The following is a 19,678-nucleotide window of genomic DNA, read 5'->3' as shown; positions in this document are numbered from 1 at the left end:
GGATGTTCACAGACATAAGGAAAACGAATGATACAAGAAGAAAGGGATGACCTCTTATGAACGCAAACGTCAGCACGTTAAACAATTTGATCGGCGGGCAATGGGTGCCTTCCCGGTCCGGCAGGACGGAGCCTGTCTACAACCCTGCAACGGAGGAGGTGCTTGCCTACGTCCCCATTTCATCAAGCGAGGAGGTAGACGAGGCGGTAGCCGCGGCGAAGACGGCGTTCCGGGGCTGGAGCCGGACGCCTGTGCCGCGCCGGGCGCGCGTATTGTTCAAGTACCAGCAGCTGCTTGTGGAGCACTGGGAGGAGCTCGCGCGTCTCATTACGCTGGAGAATGGCAAAAGCTATACGGAAGCTTACGGAGAGGTGCAGCGCGGCATTGAATGCGTCGAGTTTGCGGCGGGCGCTCCAACGCTGATGATGGGCAAGCAGCTTCCCGATATTGCAACAAATCTGGAGTCCGGCATGTACCGTTATCCCATCGGCGTCGTCGGCGGCATTACGCCGTTCAACTTCCCCATGATGGTGCCTTGCTGGATGTTCCCGCTTGCTATCGCGTGCGGCAACACCTTTGTTCTGAAGCCCTCCGAGCGAACGCCGCTGCTGGCGGGCAGACTCGCGGAGCTGATGCTGGAAGCCGGCCTGCCTGCAGGGGTGCTGAGCATTGTGCATGGCGCTCATGATGTCGTTAACGGCCTGCTCGACAATCGGGATGTGGCAGCCATATCGTTCGTCGGCTCGCAGCCGGTGGCGGAATACGTCTACAAGCGGGGAACGGCTAACGGCAAGAGGGTTCAGGCGCTTGCAGGCGCCAAAAACCATTCCATTGTCCTGCCGGACGCCGACCTTGACGCGGCGGTAACGCAAATCGTCAGCGCGGCCTTCGGCTCCGCAGGCGAGCGCTGCATGGCCTGTGCGGTTGTCATCGCCGTCGGCGACGCCGCCGAACCGCTGATCGCGAAGCTGCAGCAAGCGGCGGACGACATTACGATAGGCAATGGCATGGAGGAGGGAGTATTCCTGGGACCCGTCATCCGCGACTCTCACAAGGCGAGGACGCTTGGCTACATTGAAGCCGGCGAGCAGGAAGGCGCAACGCTGCTGCGTGATGGGCGCAAGGATGCCGCCGCGGGACAGGGCGGATATTTTGTAGGGCCAACGATCTTCGATCATGTGAGCTGCGAGATGAAAATATGGCGGGACGAAATTTTTGCGCCCGTGCTCTCCATTATGCGTGCCGCTTCGCTGGAGGAAGCGATCGACATCGCCAACAAGTCCAGCTTCGCTAATGGCGCATGTCTGTTCACGCGGGACGGCGGCAGCGTTCGCCAATTCCGTGAGACGATTGAAGCGGGCATGCTGGGGGTTAATCTGGGCGTTCCCGCGCCCATGGCGTTTTTCCCATTCTCGGGCTGGAAGGATTCCTTCTACGGCGATCTGCATGCCAACGGCACAGACGGCGTCGAGTTCTATACGCGCAAAAAAATGGTGACGGCCCGCTGGTAGGCGGGCAGTGGCCTCTATGACCATAAAAATCGACAGCCCGGCGTATTTGCTTCATCGGGATACGCCGGAAGCGGGAGGGCCAACGATGGACAAGGTGAAAGTGGGCATTATCGGAGCTGGGCGCATCGGCAAGATTCATGCTGACAACCTGCTCCGCATGGCGGAGGCGGAGGTTGTCGCGATCAGCGATCTATTCGTCAGCGAGGAGCTGAAGCGTTGGGCGGACGCGCGCGGAATCGCCGTCGTAACGTCCAACAGCGGGGATATTGTGTTGCATGAGGACATCGACGCGGTATTCATCTGTTCCTCGACGGATACTCATGTGCCGCTGATCATGCAGGCGGCAGCGGCGGGCAAGCACATCTTCTGCGAGAAGCCGGTCAGCATGGACGCCGCTCAAACAAAGGAAGCAATAGAGGCGGTCAGCCAAGCGGGAGTAAAGCTGCAGATTGGCTTTAACCGCCGCTTCGACCATAATTTCAAGCGACTGCGAGAGCTGGTTGAGCAAGGGCGCGTAGGGGAGCCGCATTTGATTAAGATCACATCTCGAGACCCCGCTCCTCCAAGCCTGGAATACATCAAGGTCTCTGGGGGCCTCTTCATGGACATGGCGATTCACGATTTCGATATGGCGCGCTATATGACTGGGAGCGAGGTGGAATCGGTGTTCGCCCAGGGGGCGGTGCTCGTGGATCCCGCCATTGGCGAGGCTGGAGATGTGGATACGGCGATTACAACGCTGACCTTCGCAAGCGGCGCGCTTGCTGTCATCGACAACAGCCGCCGCGCTTCCTATGGGTATGATCAGCGGGTTGAGGTGTTTGGTTCGCGGGGAGCGGCGTCCGCCGACAATGATTATCCCAATACGGTTGTTGTGAGCGATGGGGAAGGGGTCGGCCGCGACAAGCCTCTGCATTTCTTCCTGGAGCGTTATAATGAGGCCTATATAGAGGAGACGCGAATATTCATTGACTGCGTCAGACGCAATCTCCCGCTGCCGGTCGATGGCAACGACGGCCTTCAGGCTGAGCTGATCGCGCTGGCCGCGAAGCTGTCCATTCAGCTGAACAGACCGGTCAAGCTGAATGAGCTTGCGTCGATGCGAGAAGGGGTGTAAGGATGGCGGATCTTATTGTGAGGCCGGGTCCGGCGAAGGACGGCAGCGTTTTATCCATTACGCCGCAATCCGCTGGCTGGGCGTACGTCGGCTTTGAGGTGTTCAAGCTGGCGCCAGGCGATCAGATTAGCCGTGATACAGGCGACCGGGAGGCTTGTCTGGTCATCTTAAGCGGTAAAGCGAACGCATCCACCAGAGAGTTCAGCTGGAGCAATATCGGTGAGCGGATGAGCGTCTTCGAGAAGCTGCCTCCGTACGCGGTGTATGTGCCGAGCGAAGACCGCTTCAGCATAACGGCAACGACAGAGCTGGAGCTTGCGATATGCCTGGCGCCGGGCAAGGGCGGCCACCAGGCGCGACTCATTGCGCCAGAGCAAATCGGCGTCGAGCATAGAGGCAGCGGCAGCATGGAGCGCCTTGTACACAACATCCTGCCGGAGAGCGAGCCGGCGGACAGCCTGCTGGTGGTAGAGGTGTTCACGCCGGGCGGGCATTGGTCCAGCTATCCGCCGCATAAGCATGACCGGGATTGCCTGCCGGAGGAATCGCTGCTTGAGGAGACGTATTATTATCACACGGACCCCGCTGCGGGCTTCGCGATTCAGCGGGTATACACGGACGATCGCTCGCTTGACGAGACGCTTGCCGTACATGATGGAGAAGCGGTGCTTGTGCCCCGGGGCTATCATCCCGTATCGGCGCCGCCTGGCTACGAGGTTTATTATTTGAATGTGATGGCGGGTCCGAAGCGCACCTGGAGGTTCTACAACGATCCGGACCATGCCTGGCTGATGCCTCCGCCTTCGGCGCGCAGATAATCATTGAAAGCGGTCTCTTTTGCAAGCATAATGATAGTAGGACGGATTACGAGCGAATGGAGAACGCCATGATGAAAGCGACGATATATGATGTGGCCAAGGAAGCCGGAGTATCCATTGCGACGGTATCCCTTGTCATCAACGGCAAGGGCAAAATCAGCGCGGAGCGGCGGGAGGAAATTCGGAGAATTATGCTGCGAATGGGCTATAAGCCGAGCATGATCGCCTCCGCGTTGACGGGCAAAAAAACCTATGCGCTGGGCTTGCTTGTTCCGGATATTTCCAACCCGTTTTTTGCCGAAATTGCAAGGGCTGTCGAGGATGAAGGCCAGCGTCACGGCTACAGCGTCTTCATATGCAGCACGGATAATCGCGACGACAAGGTGGAGCATTACGCGGCTCTGCTGGAGCAGAAAAACGTGGATGGCGTCATTGTCGGGACGGGCTTGAAGGAGCTGTCGGCGCTTGCTCCGTTGCTTCAAGGCGGCATGCCTGTCGCGTTTCTCTCCCGTGAATGCCCGGCGGCAGGGGTACCGACCATCGTTGTGGACGATTACGGGGGCGGCGCCTCCGCTGCAGAGCATCTGATTGGACTGGGACATCGCCGGCTTGCCGTGCTGGCCGAGCAGGAGTCAATCAGCAGCAGCCGGGAGAGGGTGCGCGGCTTCAGGGAAACCGCCGCGGCGGCTGGCATTACGCTCGACCCGCAGCTTGTGCGGAGCAGCAGCCTCAAGGACGGCAAGGCGAGCGCGCTGGCGCTTCTGAGCCAAGCGGAACGTCCGACAGCCATCTTCTGCTGCAACGATATGCTCGCGATCGGCGCCCTTCAGGCCGCCAAAACGGCAGGACTGCGCATTCCGGATGATTGCTCGATTGTCGGCTTTGATGATACGGTGCTAGCTTCCGTCACAGATCCGCCGCTGACGACGATTGCTCAGCCCATTGAGCGCCTGGGCCAGCTAGCTGTGCAATACGTGCTCCGGGAGCCAGAGCGAACGCCAGAGCGAGTTGTGCTGCCTCCGGCGCTCGTTCAGCGGCAATCCACGTCGCCTCTTCGATAAGGGAATGATAGAGACTGAAGCACTGCGCTTACAAGGTAAGCGCAGTGCTTTTTTTTTGTGTCTGTCAGCCGCCAAGCATAGCCGCCTAGCAGAACGGAAGGCTGTGCTTCCCTTCACTTTTGCTTATCGTCATTCATTTTTGATACAAAATGTATACTGAAATCACGCTTAAGGAGGGACTTAAGCAAAAGTGACAGGGATAATCAATACTGCCGGTTTACCGTCGCCAGCCTTACGGGGTACGATGGGCACAGCCTCGCAACACCAAGAGCAGCCAACGAAGTAGAGGGACGTTCTTTATTTAGGAGGTGTTTTTTAATTTATTTGAAAGCGCTTCACTTCATCCTGCAATCGCTTTCGTTCAGAGACGAGTCCCAACAGGTCCAGTCATGAGACTATATAAGGAGTGAGCTCATGGGTATAAAAGGTGTATCGCGGGTCAAAGCCATAGGTGTCTTGCTGTTAGCCTTCCTCTTGGTTTTTTCGCTGGTGGCTGTTCCGGCGCCGGATCGCGCGGGAGCGTCAGAGAGCCAGCCAGCCCGTCAAGGCGAATATTTGGATCGGGGGCTGGTGGCGGTGCTGATCGACGGCGGCGTTTTTTTGAGCTGGCGTTATTTGATCACGGACCCAGACGAAATCGCTTTCAATGTCTACAAAAACGGCTATAAGGTGAATGCTTCGCCCATTGACGGAGCGACCAACTATATGGATACAACGGGCGCGGACAGCTCGCAATACCAGCTGTCGACGATTATCGGCGGCAAGGAGGAGATGGTGCCCCGGACGGCTTCGGTTTGGCATAACCAATACTTGCCTATTCCGCTGGATAAGCCTGCGGACGGCCGAACGAAGGATGGCGGCTCGTATTCGTATATGGCAAGCGATGCTTCCATCGCGGATTTGGACGGCGACGGCGAATATGAAATAGTGTTTCTATGGAATCCGACTAACGCAAAGGACAATTCGCATGCCGGATATACCGGCAATGTATTCATCGACGCCATCAAGCTGGACGGCTCCAGGCTCTGGCGTATCGATCTAGGTGTCAATATCCGCGCTGGCGCTCATTATACGCAGCTCATGGTATATGATCTGGATGGGGACGGCAAAGCGGAGGTCGTAGTCAAAACGGCGGATGGCACAAGGGATGGCAAGGGCCAGGTGATTGGCGACGGCTCCAAGGATTACCGCAACGAGGGCGGTTATATTCTGACTGGGCCGGAATATTTGACAGCGTTTAATGGATGGACTGGCGAAGCGATGTCAACCGTCCAATACGAGCCTCCCAGAGGCAATGTAAGCGAGTGGGGCGACGGCTACGGCAACAGGGTAGACCGCTTCCTGGCGGGCATTGCTTATTTGGACGGCGTGAAGCCCAGCGTCATCATGACCCGCGGCTATTACACCCGCTCCGTGCTGGCGGCCTACGATTTGGTAGACGGCGAGCTCGTGAAGCGCTGGGTATTCGACAGCAATATAGCCGGCAAGGCATACGAAGGCCAAGGCAACCATGGCCTTGCCATTCTCGATGTCGATGCCGACGGCAAGGATGAGGTGATGTTCGGGGCGCTCGCAATTGACGACGATGGATCAGTGTTATACAGCACCGGGCTGGGACATGGCGACGCCATGCATGCCGGCAAGCTGGATCCGAACAGGGCAGGCTACCAGATTCTAAGCGTACACGAGCATGTCAACGCCGAATATGGGATTGAGATGCGGGATGCGGCAACTGGTGAAATTATTTGGGGAGAATATACGGGCATCGACACTGGACGCGGCATGTCTGCAGATATTGATCCCCGTTATCCAGGCTACGAGTCATGGGCTTCCACCATTGTGAATGGACAGATGGAGCCCGTTACCCGTGTGTTTTCATCAGCAGGAGAAATTATTTATGAGGGGGCTGAAGCGCCCAAAAGTGCTAACTTCGCAATATGGTGGGACGGCGACCTTCAGCGCGAGCTGTTCGACCATATTTGGGACAACAACGCGGCCAAAGGCATCCCCGTTATTTATAATTGGGATCACGAAAACAAGAAGCTGGACGAAATTTTTCGAGCGACTGGCGCCTTGACAAACAATCATACCAAAGGAAACCCGGCCATTCAGGCGGATCTGATGGGAGATTGGCGCGAGGAGCTTCTGCTCAGGAACGAAGACAGCACGGAATACAGGCTCTATACCACAACTATTCCGACAACTTATCGGATACCGGCGCTGATGCAGGATCCCATATATCGTCTCAGCATTGCTTGGCAAAATGTAGGCTATAATCAGCCTCCGCATACAGGCTTCTATATCGGCACAGAAGCAACCAGCTTCCCGAAGGCCGAGCTTCATCTGGCAGGAGGCGGCGCGGCGGCCCAGCCGGTGTACCGCTTTGACTTTGGCGCTGAGACAGAAGCGCATGCCATTGGCGTGCAGAATGGCTCTTATTCTGCGGAAGCCGGCTATGGCTTCGAGTCTTCAAGCCAAGTTACCGTGGGACCGGGAAGCGTGACCCTGGCGGACAACACCAAATTCGCTGTTGACCTGCCCAATGCCAATTATAAGGTTACGCTGAAGGTGGGCGATGAATCGACTGCTGCCCATGTCGGCGTCAAATCCGAATACGTCCAGAAGCTGGCAGTTACGGGTGTGCCTGCAGGCGAGTCGCTGGTGTATGCCTACGATATCGCGTTGGTGGACGGCCAGCTGGAATTTATTTTTTCAGGTACAGCTATCCATCTTCAGGAGCTAATCATTGAGAGGTATAACGAAAAAACAGCCGGCGCCGCAGCAACGATCTATATGGCAGGCGATTCAACCATGCAATCCTACAGCCAGCTGCAGGCTCCTCAACAGGGCTGGGGCCAGGCTTTTGGCAGCTATTTTGCTAATGGAGCGGTAGTCGCCAATCATTCCATCGGCGGCCGAAGCAGCAAATCCTTTATGGTGGACGGCCGATTGGATGCGGTGCTGCGGGAGATCAAGCCTGGCGATTTTTTCTTCATCTCCTTCGGACATAATGATGCGAGCGCGGGCATTCCGGAACGATACGCGTCTCCTGAGGATTACAAATCGTATTTGACCCGCTATGTAAACGGTGCGAGACAGCGCGGCGCGACGCCGGTACTGCTCACGCCTGTCGGGCGCAGAGATTTTAATACTATTACGCAGGAATTTAACGTTAGCTTCCCGGAATATGCAGCGGCTGCGAAAGAGATTGCAGAATCGCTCAACGTACCGCTGATTGATTTGAGCCAGCTCAGCGTCACGCATTACAACAAGGTCGGGCTGGCCGCTACGGAGGATATATTCCTGTACGCGTATCCGGGCCAATATCCGAAATACCCGAACGGCATTAATGATAATACGCACTTCAGCCAATACGGCGCTCAAGTTATTGCCGGTTTAGTAGCGGGCGCGGTCAAGGAGATGGGGCTCACAATCTCTCCTTTGGTCATCGATCCCTATATCGTCGAGCCGGAGCCGGAGCCGGAAAAGCAGGTGTATGAGGAGGATTTCGAGGGAGACCCCGCCGCATTCCAGTATGCCATGGTTAACGCAACTGGCATTCCGGGCCAAATGACAGGCACGGTTGTGGAGCAGAATGGCAATAAGGTGCTGAACGTAGTCGGCTCGGGCTCAGGCAACCGATCCAAGGTGTTCCGTGTATTCGACCCCGTTGCCGGAGATATCGTCAGGGTGAACTTCGACTGGCATACCGGCAATGTGGGAGCATTCCCGTCGGAGGGACATCTGTCTCTTCAGGACGGCAACGAGAATCTGATTCTCACCTTGTATACGAACAGCAGCGCCAACTCCACAATCGGCTATTTCCCGGGGCATTACAGTCCTGATTATGGTACGGGCAGCACGGCAATTCCCGCTGGGGGAGTTGCTACGGCAATAACCAAAAACCAGTGGGTGAACGTGGACGCAACGATTAACTTTGTGGAGAAAAAAATAACGCTTACTCTAACCAGCCTCGCGAACAGCAGCGTGACGCAGACGATTGAAGATATTCCGATGAGCGCCGGAACCGCATACGCCGATAATGTGCGGGCGTTGAGGTTTCTTGGCACAAGAAAAGGGGGAGGCGGCACATTGGCCTGGACGACTCAGATCGACAACTTGCGCATAGAAGGTGAGGACCTTCCGCCGTCTTCAGGCGATCAGACCGCATTAATTGCGCTGCATGAGGAGGTCGCCGCAATGGATTTGTCCACCTATACGGAGTCCTCGAAGGCCGTGCTGAACAATGCGCTCGCGGCTGCTCAGTCCATTATCGGTACGGATGCGACGCAGGCGGAGGTCGATCATGTCTTCCATATGCTGACTACGGCGAAGGCTTCGCTCTCAAGCGAGCCCCTCCAAGCTAGGACATCATACCGTCTGGACTTTGGTCCGGGAGACCCGACCGAAGGATATGCGGGGGTTCATGCGGCTTGGGCCTATGTCGAAGGGAACGGCTATGGCTTCGCTAATACTGCACTGACGGAGAATGTCAGCCGTAACAGCGGCAATGCGTTGACAGAGGACTTGGTCCGCGTCAACGGCACTTCCTTCCTGGTAGAGATGGAGCCCGCCAATTATCGGGTTACGATGACGATCGGTGACGTGCAGGAAGCGACAAACGTAGGGGTAACGGTGGAGCAGATGGCGAAGCTGCCGGTAACAACAGTGCCTGCCGGGGAATTCAGAGAATGGACCTATGATATCGCTCTAATCGATGGCCTATTCCAATTTGAATTTACAGGAAATACGCCCAAAATCAACGCGTTAAGCATCGAGCGTCTTCCTGAGAACGGCTCTGGCGACAAGCCGGTTATCTATTTGGCGAGCGATTCCACGGTCGCCAACTATGCGGAAGGCTATCGACCGCAGGCTGGCTGGGGCGAGACGCTGGGCCGCTACTTTGATCTGGAGCAGGTGAGCGTCGATAATCGCGCGATCGGCGGGCTGAGCAGCAAAACGTTTCTTGTGGGCGGCCATCTGAATGAGCTGCTGCTCGACCTTCATGCAGGGGATTACCTGTTCATGCAATGGTCCCACAATGATTCTACGCCATCCCGTCCGGAGCGCTACCTGACCCCGGAGGAATTCAAGGTTTATCTAAAGACATATATCGACGGCGCCAAGCAAAGAGGAGCGACTCCAGTCCTCGTCACACCTGTGAACAGACGGGACTACACCGGCGAAGAGCTAAATAAGAGCTTCCCGGAATATGTACAGGCGATGAAGGCCGTAGCGTTAGAGACGGATACGCTGCTAATTGATCTGAATGGGGCCAGCTGGGAGTATTTCCGGGAGCTTGGTCCGGAGGGCACCAAAAATATCTTTATGTGGGTTGACGGGAAAGAGGATAACACGCATCTGCAGATGAACGGCGCGATCAAGGTATCCGAGCTTGTGGCAGGGCTGGTGAAGGAGCTGAACATTCCTCTCTCTGCCTTCGTCACGCTGAACGACACGGAGTTGCCGCCGGGCGAGCATTGGGCGACGGCAGCTCTCTCCGGTCCAGCCACGGCTCACGCCGGTCAAGCGATCGAGCTGAAGGTTGGCGCGTCGCAAGTGCATGAAAGCTTTACTGCAATGGATGTCATCGTGCAATATGATCCCTCGAAGCTGGAGTTCGATATGATTGCCGGCGAAAACGGGGTGATGGCGCTTGCGGACAACGCCATTGCTTCAAGCCGCGAACAGCTGCATGTGCTCGCAACGGCCGTCCGACCGTCCGATGGGCAAATACGCGTCATTCTCATCAGCGGGGGCGAGGACCACGCCATTGCGAGCAGCGGAGACTTGTTCGCGTTGCGCGGCAGAGTGAAGTCGGATGCGCCTTTAGGGGGAGCAAGCTCATCCGTTACAAGGTTCGACGTATCGCGTGATGGCTTGGCAGGCCTGGCGAACATAACAGAAGCTTATCATACGACAAGCATCGGCCAGACGCCGCCGATTGATTCGAACAAAACGGCGCTGCAGCAAGCGATCGTCTCCGCCCAGAATCTGCTGTCTCAAGCGGTGGAGGGCGATAAAATCGGCAAATACGAGGCGGGCTCCAAGGCTCAGCTGCAAGCCGCTATTGATTCGGCGTCCAATGTCCTAGGCAACGCATGGGCCACGCAAGCCCAGGTTGATGCGGCAACCGGTGCTCTGAACGCCGCAATTGGGCAGTTCCATACGCGGTTCATCAGCCTGGCCGGCGGCGGGACGTCCATAACGCTGCGTGATCTGTCCATTATCGCAAAATACTTTGGCGCGACCTCCGGGGATGCGGTCTGGAGCGAAATCGCGAAGGCGGATCTGTTCGACGAGGGCGTCATCGATATCCGTGTGCTGGCGGCGGTCGCCCAAATGATTCTGACGGAGTGGGTGAAGGAGTAACAGTTGAGCCTGCTGCTGCAGTAAGCTCCAGTGGGCTGCGGCAAGGGAAGTTAGGAGGAAGGGGCTGTTGGCTCCTTCCTCGCATGCCCAGAGAGGAGGAGGCTCAGATGGCCTTTATGAAGAGAAATGGACTGTTGTTGGTATCAGCGCTTCTACTCCTATCGCTCTGGTCTCCCGGCTCGCTGCTGGCGGCACAAGAGCCGATGATAACACTGAAAGCGACGAATGGGGAAGCCAAAGTGATGCTTGAAGTGAAAGGGCGGGGGCTGGCCGACTTGTACGCCTTTCAATTCAATCTCGCTTATGATCCTAAGAAACTGAGATTTCTGTCTGCCAAAAGCGCCATTCCGGGTTTTACGGTAGAGCCCATTGTAACAAATGGGGATATTCTGTTTGCGCATTCCAAGGTGGGCAGCGCCAAAGGGACAAGCGGCGAGGCGACTCTAGCCACCCTTACGTTCGAGATGCTCTCCGCTGGTCCGTCTATATTCACGTTGTATGATGTGAAGCTCGTGGACTCCGGTCTGGATATGCTGGAGCTGTCATCGCGGATTCAATGGACCAGTCTGGCCTTTCGCGATATTGCGGGGCATTGGGCAGAGGCGTCGATAGGGGAAGCGGGAGCACGGGGATGGGTAGCCGGCTACAGCGACGGGACCTTCCGACCCAGCCAGCCAGTGACGAGAGCGGAATTTGTTGCGATGCTCGTGCGCGCCTTGGATGTGCCGATACCAGCTTCGCCTGTGCTGAGCTTCAGGGATAAGGAGAGCATCCCTGACTGGGCGACGGCCTATATAGCGGCGGCAATAGAGGCGAAGCTGATAGAAGGCTATTCGGATGGCACCTTTCAGCCGGGCAGACTCATCTCGCGCGCCGAGATGGCGTCGCTGATTGTCAGAGCTGAGGGGATTGTACCGACGCCAGGCGAGAAGCCGCGCTTTGCGGATGCTGACGAAATCCCGGTGTGGGCTCAGCCCTATATTGCCGCTGCGGTGAATCGCGGCTGGATTCAAGGGGTCGGCAATGGGAGATTTGCTCCGCTGAATAACGCCAACCGGGCGGCAGCCGTTCATCTTATCGTAACGCTGCTAGAAGAGCGATAGCCAGCGCCAAAAGCGAAACCGCCATGTCCTGACTGCGCAGTCAGGGCATGGCGGTTTCCTTATGTTCTGCAGCTTATTTGCCCGACCGAGCGGAGCGCACCATCAAATACAGCAAATACGGCGCGCCCAGCAGCGCCACTACGATGCCGGACGGGATTTCCTTCGGCGCGATCAGAATACGGCCGATCCAGTCTGCGCCGACAAGCAGCGTTCCGCCGAACAACAGACCAAGCAGCATGGAGCGGCGATGATGCGGTCCTGCCAGCATGCGGGCCGCATGAGGGGCGAGCAGACCGATAAAGCCGATCGCTCCAACGACGGAGGCCGCGACGGAGGCCAGCAGGACGGAGAGCAGGCCGGTCAGCAGCCGGGTTCGCCGGACGGCAAGGCCAAGCCCTTGAGCGCTGCTGTCATGGAACGACAGCAGATCGACTCGCTTGCCTAGCCACCAGCCCAGCGGCACAAGCAGAGCAACGATGGGCAGCAGCTGATTGAACTCCGGCCAGCCGCGGGCATAAGTGCTGCCTGCCAGCCAGGCCAGAGCGGGCGCCAGCGTTAGCTTGGCGTGAATGACCAGCATCGTGATGACGGCGGAAGCTGCCGATGCCACCGCGATCCCGATCAAGACGAGCACGATGGGATTCAAGCCGCGCCTCCAAGCGAGCGCATAGACGATGCCAGCGGCGGCAAGCCCTCCGACAAAGGCGCCTAGCGGAATCCAATCGGCTTGCGAGAACAAGACGATCATCGCCAATGCGCCAACCCCAGCTCCGCCGCTGACTCCTACAATATGGGGATCAGCCATTGGATTGCGCAGCGAGCTCTGCATCAGGCTGCCGCTGGCCGCAAGGGCAACTCCCGCCAGCAGTGCAGTAAGCAGCCGCGGCAGGCGAATATTCCATATGACCTTCTCATCCAGCGCTGTTCCGTTGCCTGCTAAGGCTGCAACAACCTCCTGCAGAGACATCGCGTTGCTGCCGCTTCCAAGCGCGGCCAGACATACCGCTATCAGCGCAGCGGAGAAGAGGCTGACGAGCACCGGATAAGACAGCTTGCGGCCAAGCGAGCCCACATACATGGAGACGTTCTGCGAGGAACCCCCAGCGCCGAAGGCTTTGGAGGACTTCAGCGCCAACCAGATGATCCACGGTGCGCCAATCAACGCCGTAATGGCGCCGGCAGGCAGATCGCCAATGGCGCTGCGCGCGAACATTCGCGCCACCGTGTCGGCTCCGATGAGAATGGCGGCTCCCCAGAGCGCGCTCAAGGGCAGCAGCCAGCCATGCCGGGTAATGCCGGACAGCTTCACGATATGAGGGGCAATTAGTCCAATAAAGCCGATGGGTCCAACGATACTGACGCTGACGCAGGCCAGCGTAATCGCTATGGCCATTGCTAGCATGCGAGTGCGCGCGACATGATGTCCGAGGGAACGCGCCGTCTCCTCCGAGAAGGCAAGCAGGTCGAGATGGCGAACCGCCAGCATGATAAGCGCCAGACCGCCAATAATCCACGGCCATGCGAAGCGTACGCCGCTCCAGTCGTTCTGCAGGAGCGTGCCGGAGCCCCAGATGAACAAGCCTTGCGTGCTTTCCTCGAACAGCAGCAGAAGCGCGCTTGTGACGGAAGACAGCACGAGCGTAATAATCATGCCAGACAGCGCAATGCGTATCGGCGTGCCCTTGCGGCCGCCGCCCATTCCGAATACCGCCAGCGCTGCGGCCGCGCCGCCTAGAACCGCCATCGGGAAAGCGTATGCATACAGCAAGCCCGGCCAAAAAATCGTTCCCAGCACAACAACTAGATAAGCCCCCGCATTAACGCCAAGCGTCGTCTCCGAGGCCAGCGGATTGCGGGTGACGCTTTGCATAAGAGCGCCCGCAACCGCCAAAGCGGCTCCGGATAGGAGCGCCATAACAGTGCGGGGCAGTCTTACGCCGTTAATGATCTGATGTTCAGTAATTGCCTGAGGGGATAGGATAGCCTCCAGCACAGTTCCTGCCGATATGCGTGACAGTCCTTGCGTCAAGCTGATAAAGGTCAGAATGGCAAGCAGCAGTACACCGCCCAGCAGCACCGCAAAAGGCTTCCAGCCCGTTCCGCCATTGGCGGAACGGGCCGGACTATTCGAATATGCCGGTGTCATTATTCACCGCTCAGCACAGAGGCTACGCGTTCAGCCAGCATCTTGGCGGAATGAGGGCCGCCGTACGGCCAGGTGTCTCCTCCAAGCGCGTAAGCGCGATTGTCCTGGACGAAGCGCAGACCGTTCCATACTGCGTTTTTGCTCAGCATGTCCGTTGCCGCTTCTTCCATTGTAATGTGCAGGAAGTCTGCGTCCTGCAGCGGCGGGAACGCCTCAATGTCCTTGGTAGCGAAGCCATATACCTCGAATTGCTCCGATTGATAAGCGTTAGTCAGTCCGATATGCTCCAATACTTTAATCGCCAGCGCATTATCTGTGGAAATCCGGAACGATACGGCGTTTTGGTTCACAAGCGGCATGGCCAGAACGATCGGCTGACCGTCTTTGCCTGCAGCGACGATTTTTGCTTTGGCGTCGTCATACGCTTTCTGCAGATCGGCCAGCACTGCCTCCGCTTCCTCCGTCTTGTCTACAACAGTCGCGATTGTATTGAACGTATCGACCATCTCTTGGTACTGATCGCCGCTTCCCTCAGCCGGGTAAGGGTTGAACATGATGGTCGGAGCGATAGCGCTAAGCTGATCCTTAATGGCTTCATGACGGAACGTCACGCCGATAATGAGGTCAGGCTCAAGCGCTGTAATCGTCTCCAGATTGGGCTCCTGACGAGTTCCTACGTCCTGGACGTCTGCAGCCAGCTCAACAGGCGTTTTCATCCATTTCTTCATATTGTCGATATCGGCAACGCCGGCTGGCTGCACGCCCAGCGCAAGCAGGTCTTCGGCATATGTCCATTCCAGGACAACAATTTTTTGCGGGATTCCGGTAATGGGTGTTTCCCCGAGGGCGTGCTGAATCACGCGTTCCTCATTGGCAGCAGTTGCCTCCGGAGCCGTCTCGGAAGCGGCAGGCGAAGCTGTGCCTGCGGCGTTGCCGCTATTCCCGTTATTCGTGTTATTGCCGCAAGCGGCTAACGCGAGGATAAGAATAAGCGAGATAATCGTTACGAATGATCGTCTGTTTCGGTTAAGCATGATGTGTTCCCCCTAATGCTTCTGCAAATTTTGATAATAATTCTCAACGATTATTATGATAATCATTATCAGTGGAGCTGTCAACACTTTATTCCAGGAATTCCGGGAGCATGGGGGAACGCCAAAGCAGCGCATCATGGCGGATGCCATGACACGCTGCGGGAAGAGGAGTGAGAAAAGGATGTATGTTCTGAGAACGCCGAGACTATTAAAGGGGTTGTCAGACACGATTTAGAAGCAAGTAAACGACTCGATTCGTCTTAGATCGTATCCCGCATACATCCAGAAGAAGCCGTTCCACTGGAAGCCAGCGACGGAGTGGCGGCCGACGAATACGGGGAAATACCAGAATTGATTGCCGTTGCTGAGCCAAATGTACGTGTTGCGGAACAAGCATCTGCGGATGCCGCCAGGGTCAACCGCAAAGGCTGCCGTCTGCGGCTGCTGCGGTACGAATTGGGGAGGAGGGGCGGTTGGAGCCTGCAAGCCGGCACCCGGCTGCATGGGCGAGCCCGGAGGACCAGGCGGCGGTCCCAATGGCGGAGTTGGACCCGGCGGCAGGAAAGGCGGGAATCCGCCGCCGCCCGGAGGGCCAAACGGAGGGAAAAAGGACATATACATTCACTCCTTGCTAGTATTGAACGATGCGCTCCTAACGGGGTAGGATAGACGTCCCCCTGCGCTTCAGGTGTATCATATGCGGCCGCCCGCATGGGAGTGCTTGAGGCGTCTATTTCATTGCGAGCCTGTTATTTGTGACAAATTCATGATCGTTTCGAGGACTTAACAATTTCCACTCATTTAATCTATTGATAATCGAAAGCCGAAGTAGTAGAATGTTCCTACTTGCTGTCAAAAGTTGCTAGAACATGTAGGCACCTTGCACAATTTGATACATGGCAAATCCGTCGAAAGGCGCGAGACGCAAAGCTATAGGGACTACTTCCAATCAGGGGAAATGTCAGCCAGCTGCAGATGTAAGCAGAGGCGCGCCTATGAACAATATTAGGCGCGCCTCTTTGCCTATATAAACAAAGAGAGATTAAACAGGAGAGAGGTAGAGAGAATGAACCAACTGAATATCCGTGCCTTATTTCCCAGCGACGACGGCAACTTGCAGCAGAGAGAGCAATTTATGGGCCTAGTGAAGCAGCTTATGGAAGGAGTCGATGCGCTTAAGGACCCGGAATCCGTCTATCTGAAAGGAGAAAAGGACCGAGGTAGTCATTTTTACCGGGAGCTGACGGCCGAAAGCCGCATTCCCGTCGCCGGCAGACCGCTTGAACAAGTGAATGAAGAGCTGTTGAAGCTGCTGCATGGCCATCCGTATCACACCAAATATTTTTTGACGAATATTCTCCCTATGGCGAGCACACCCGGCATTCTGGGCATGCTGGCCGCATTCGCGGTTAACGGCAATAACCTGTGGGATGTGTATGGGCCGGCCGGCGCTGAGGCGGAGGTCCGAGTCGTCGCGATGATGTCGGAGCTTGTCGGCTATACGCCCTCGGAGAGCGGCGGCTATACCACCTGGGGCGGTCAGGGCGCAATCTTTACAGGGCTGCGTATCGCCATCAACAAGCATGATCCTTCCATCAAGAAGGCGGGCGTCCCGCATAATCTGTATGCCTTCTGTTCCGAAGCGGCGCATTACAGCTTGTTCAAGTCGATGGAGGCGACCGGTCTCGGCACCAACAATCTGGTGAAGGTCCGAACGCGGGAGGACAGCTCCATGGACGTGCGCGATCTTAAGGAGAAGATGGAGCAAGTCATCCGCCGGGGAGGGGTTCCCATCTACGTCGTTGCGTCAACGGCGACGACGGACGCGATGGGCATTGACAATCTCGCGGAGATCGTAGAAGCCTCTGAGGAGATAGCGGCGCAACACAGCATCCGGAAGCCGCATATTCATGCGGACTCGGCACTGGGTGGATTTTTTGCGTTTTTTAATCATTACGACTTTGCGGGCAATCCACTGGCGATCGGCGAGGAGACGCTAGCCGCGCTTGCGGCCATACAGGAGAGAATGAGGCACCTGCATTTGGCGGACTCGCTTTGCTTCGATTTCCAGAAGCTCGGCCAGACGCCATACTCTACCAGCCTGTTCCTGGTGAAGCGGGCCTCGGATCTTAAGCTGGTTGATCTGGAGCCGGACGAAACGCCATATGTCGGACATCGAGGCTACGGCGATTATCACACCAGCTATACGCTGGAATGCTCCCGAATGGGCAGCTCTATCAGTATTCTAAGCGCCTTGCTCGCGTTTGGAGCCGAGGGCTATCAGAGGCTGCTGGCCCAATTTGTCGAGATCAACCTCGCTTTCCGGAGGAGGCTCTCCGAGGAGCTGCCCGAGGCTGTTATCGTCAATCCTGATAACCCGGGCATTATTACGCTCTTCCGTATCTATTCGGATCGTAAGAACGGCTTTGCGGCGGAATGCAGGGGGCAGCGCACCAAAGCGCAGATCCAGTGCGAGAACAGGCTGAACGACATGCTGTTCGAAACATTGGGCAGAGCTCGCGGGGAGATGTTTTTTGGAGATACCAAAAAGCATCTGTATGTGCGGACGGCCGATGGAGCCGGGGACATCGCGCTTTACGCGGCGAAGCTATTTGTTATATCGCCATATACGCAATTATCCGATGTGCAAGCCATTGTCGGCTTCTTGAAGCAGAAAATTGAGGAAACCTATGCCGCTTATGAAGCGCTGGCCAAGAAGGAGAAGGAAGATGAGAAAGCCTTTGTTGAAATGGAATTGGTTTAGAGAACGTCTCTCTGCAAAAATAGTGTTCAGCATTCTTGCGCTGCAAATTGTTACCTGCGCGGCGTTTGCCATATCCGGCACCATGTCGCAGAGCAATCTGTCGGACAAGCTGCTGGAGCAGTTCGATAAGCGTCTGGAGACCGATATTCGGATTGCTCAGAATACGCTGACGGCTATTCCGGGCAGCGGAAAGGAGCTGGCTAGCGCAGACGATCCGCTGTATGCCGCAATGAAGTCGGAGCTTGAGCGGCTGCAAGCAGAGCACAGCCTGGAGAATGTATATATCTTGTCCAACTCGCAGGGCGAGGAGCGTATTCTGATCTTGTCCGGCGTGCCTGACGATTTCGGTACGCCATACCTCTTTACCCAGGAGATGAAGGATGCTATTAGCGAGAACCAGGCCAAGATCAGCCCGATCTATGTGGATGAATATGGGACCCATAAATCCATATTTACTCCTCTGAAGAACGAGACGGGCGAGGTATATGGCATTCTGGGGATTGACCTGGATGCCTCCGTTGTGCCGGAGACCGCCGCAAGCTCCAATTGGAGGACGATTATTATATCCGTCATTGTGTTCCTGGTCGGCAGCGCAATCGCAGTTGTAATCGGGCGTATTATTACGAAGCCGCTTCGCAAGCTGATGGAGGCGGCGGAGAGGGTGGCTGCAGGAGATATGCAGAGCGAGCTTCACCTCGATCGCCAGGATGAAATCGGCAAGCTTGCCGGCGCCTTTGGCGTCATGATCAACAGCTTGAAGACGCTGATTCAGCAGGTCATGGCATCGTCTACTCTGATTGAGAATACGAGCAAGCATCTGCAGCAATCCGTTAATGAATCGACGCAAAGCGCTCAGACGGTGGCGGAATCGACAGACAGGATGACGCAGGGCATTACGGAGATTGTTCAAAGCGTAACGGAGAGCCAAGAGGGCATCTTCAGCATTGACAACGATATGAAGACCGTAACGACAGGCATGAAGGAAATGCAGGATATCGCGACCGAAGTGCATGCGCAGTCGGAGCAAGGCCAGGAGCTTGTTGATCGCACACTTCAACAGATGGAGGAAATCAAGAAAGCGATGCAGCAGTCGGAGCAAGCGGCGGCAGCGCTGGACAAGCGCTCCGGAGAGATCGGCGAAATTATCGGCATGATTACCGAAATATCGACGCAGACGAATCTGCTGGCCCTGAACGCCTCTATTGAAGCGGCGCGAGTAGGGGAGCTGGGCCGAGGCTTTGCGGTCGTCGCCGATGAGGTCAAGAAGCTGGCCTCGCAATCCGCTCAGGCGGCGCAGTCCGTCAACGAGCTGATCTCCAGCACGCAGCTGAACAGCCAGCTGGTGAAGAGAAGCATTGAGGAAGGCACGCAGGCGGTTGAGCTTGGGCATTCCTGGATCAACGGCACTCATCAGAATTTCAGCCGCATCTACGCGGGCGTGTCGGAGTTTACGACGCAGACGAACCTGATGCTGGGCTCATTAGAGAAGGTGGAGGATGCCTTCTCTGGCATTGCCGGAGCAATGGGTCAGATTGGCGGCATTACACAGGAGCAGGCAGCCGGTACGGAGGAGGTAGCGGCTTCCGCACAGCAGCAAAGCGCGTCCATGGGGGAGATTTCCGCCGCTATTCAGCAGCTGACGACGCTGTCGGTAGAGCTGAATGAGTCCGTCAAGTCGTTCAAGCTGTGATTGTCCACAAAACGTTAATGGGTTGCCGAGTCAATAGGGACCGTTTTCGCTTATAATGAAGG

11 protein-coding genes and 1 riboswitch are annotated in these 19,678 nt (G+C 56.5%); of the genes, 8 read left to right on the top strand and 3 right to left on the bottom strand.

Going from position 1 to position 19,678, the window contains the following annotated elements:
• Positions 1-56 precede the first annotated feature (56 nt).
• From AB1S56_RS15755 to AB1S56_RS15730, 6 genes are all read left to right on the top strand, one after another.
• Positions 57-1,511, top strand: a complete 1,455-nt coding sequence (locus AB1S56_RS15755; protein ID WP_340869344.1) for a CoA-acylating methylmalonate-semialdehyde dehydrogenase — start codon at positions 57-59, stop codon at positions 1,509-1,511.
• An 85-nt stretch (positions 1,512-1,596) separates the two neighbouring features.
• Positions 1,597-2,628 carry an inositol 2-dehydrogenase gene (gene iolG, locus AB1S56_RS15750; protein WP_340869366.1) on the top strand — a complete coding sequence of 344 codons (1,032 nt, stop codon included), beginning with the start codon at positions 1,597-1,599 and terminating at the stop codon, positions 2,626-2,628.
• 2 nt (positions 2,629-2,630) lie between these two features.
• Positions 2,631-3,446, top strand: coding sequence for a 5-deoxy-glucuronate isomerase (gene iolB / locus AB1S56_RS15745; RefSeq protein WP_340869343.1), 816 nt, complete (start codon positions 2,631-2,633; stop codon positions 3,444-3,446).
• 68 nt (positions 3,447-3,514) lie between these two features.
• Entirely contained in the window at positions 3,515-4,507 is a 993-nt protein-coding gene (locus AB1S56_RS15740) for a LacI family DNA-binding transcriptional regulator (RefSeq protein ID WP_340869341.1), read from the top strand.
• Between the two features lie 414 nt (positions 4,508-4,921).
• Positions 4,922-10,879 carry a GDSL-type esterase/lipase family protein gene (locus tag AB1S56_RS15735; protein WP_340869339.1) on the top strand — a complete coding sequence of 1,986 codons (5,958 nt, stop codon included), beginning with the start codon at positions 4,922-4,924 and terminating at the stop codon, positions 10,877-10,879.
• Positions 10,880-10,986: 107 nt separating this feature from the next.
• Positions 10,987-11,982, top strand: coding sequence for an S-layer homology domain-containing protein (locus AB1S56_RS15730; protein ID WP_340869337.1), 996 nt, complete (start codon positions 10,987-10,989; stop codon positions 11,980-11,982).
• A gap of 73 nt (positions 11,983-12,055) precedes the next feature.
• Here the strand turns inward: AB1S56_RS15730 and fhuB are convergent, their stop codons facing one another.
• The 3 genes from fhuB to AB1S56_RS15715 all read right to left on the bottom strand — a co-directional run bounded on the left by fhuB (position 12,056) and on the right by AB1S56_RS15715 (position 15,777).
• Positions 12,056-14,128, bottom strand: a complete 2,073-nt coding sequence (gene fhuB / locus AB1S56_RS15725) for a Fe(3+)-hydroxamate ABC transporter permease FhuB (RefSeq protein ID WP_340869336.1) — start codon at positions 14,126-14,128, stop codon at positions 12,056-12,058.
• A complete protein-coding gene (locus AB1S56_RS15720) occupies positions 14,128-15,162 on the bottom strand; it encodes an iron-siderophore ABC transporter substrate-binding protein (protein ID WP_340869334.1) in 1,035 nt (344 codons plus the stop codon). Before AB1S56_RS15720 ends, fhuB begins: the two co-directional genes overlap by 1 nt.
• 231 nt (positions 15,163-15,393) lie before the next feature.
• Positions 15,394-15,777, bottom strand: coding sequence for a collagen-like protein (locus AB1S56_RS15715; RefSeq protein ID WP_340869332.1), 384 nt, complete (start codon positions 15,775-15,777; stop codon positions 15,394-15,396).
• A 273-nt stretch (positions 15,778-16,050) separates the two neighbouring features.
• Positions 16,051-16,139, top strand: a riboswitch (cyclic di-GMP riboswitch).
• A gap of 89 nt (positions 16,140-16,228) precedes the next feature.
• On the opposite strand from AB1S56_RS15715, the gene AB1S56_RS15710 reads away from it, so the two are divergent.
• The gene (locus tag AB1S56_RS15710) at positions 16,229-17,926 is read left to right on the top strand and encodes a pyridoxal-dependent decarboxylase (protein ID WP_340869331.1); all 1,698 of its coding nucleotides are present in this window, start codon (positions 16,229-16,231) and stop codon (positions 17,924-17,926) included.
• The gene (locus AB1S56_RS15705; protein ID WP_340869330.1) at positions 17,892-19,616 is read left to right on the top strand and encodes a methyl-accepting chemotaxis protein; all 1,725 of its coding nucleotides are present in this window, start codon (positions 17,892-17,894) and stop codon (positions 19,614-19,616) included. The genes AB1S56_RS15710 and AB1S56_RS15705 overlap by 35 nt, the downstream gene beginning before the upstream one ends.
• Positions 19,617-19,678 lie beyond the last annotated feature (62 nt).

The organism is Paenibacillus sp. PL2-23, assembly GCF_040834005.1.
In the GTDB taxonomy this organism is placed as follows: Bacteria; Bacillota; Bacilli; order Paenibacillales; family Paenibacillaceae; genus Pristimantibacillus.
Note: the sequence above shows the minus strand (reverse complement) of the source record. Positions and strands in the feature narration are given on the sequence as shown.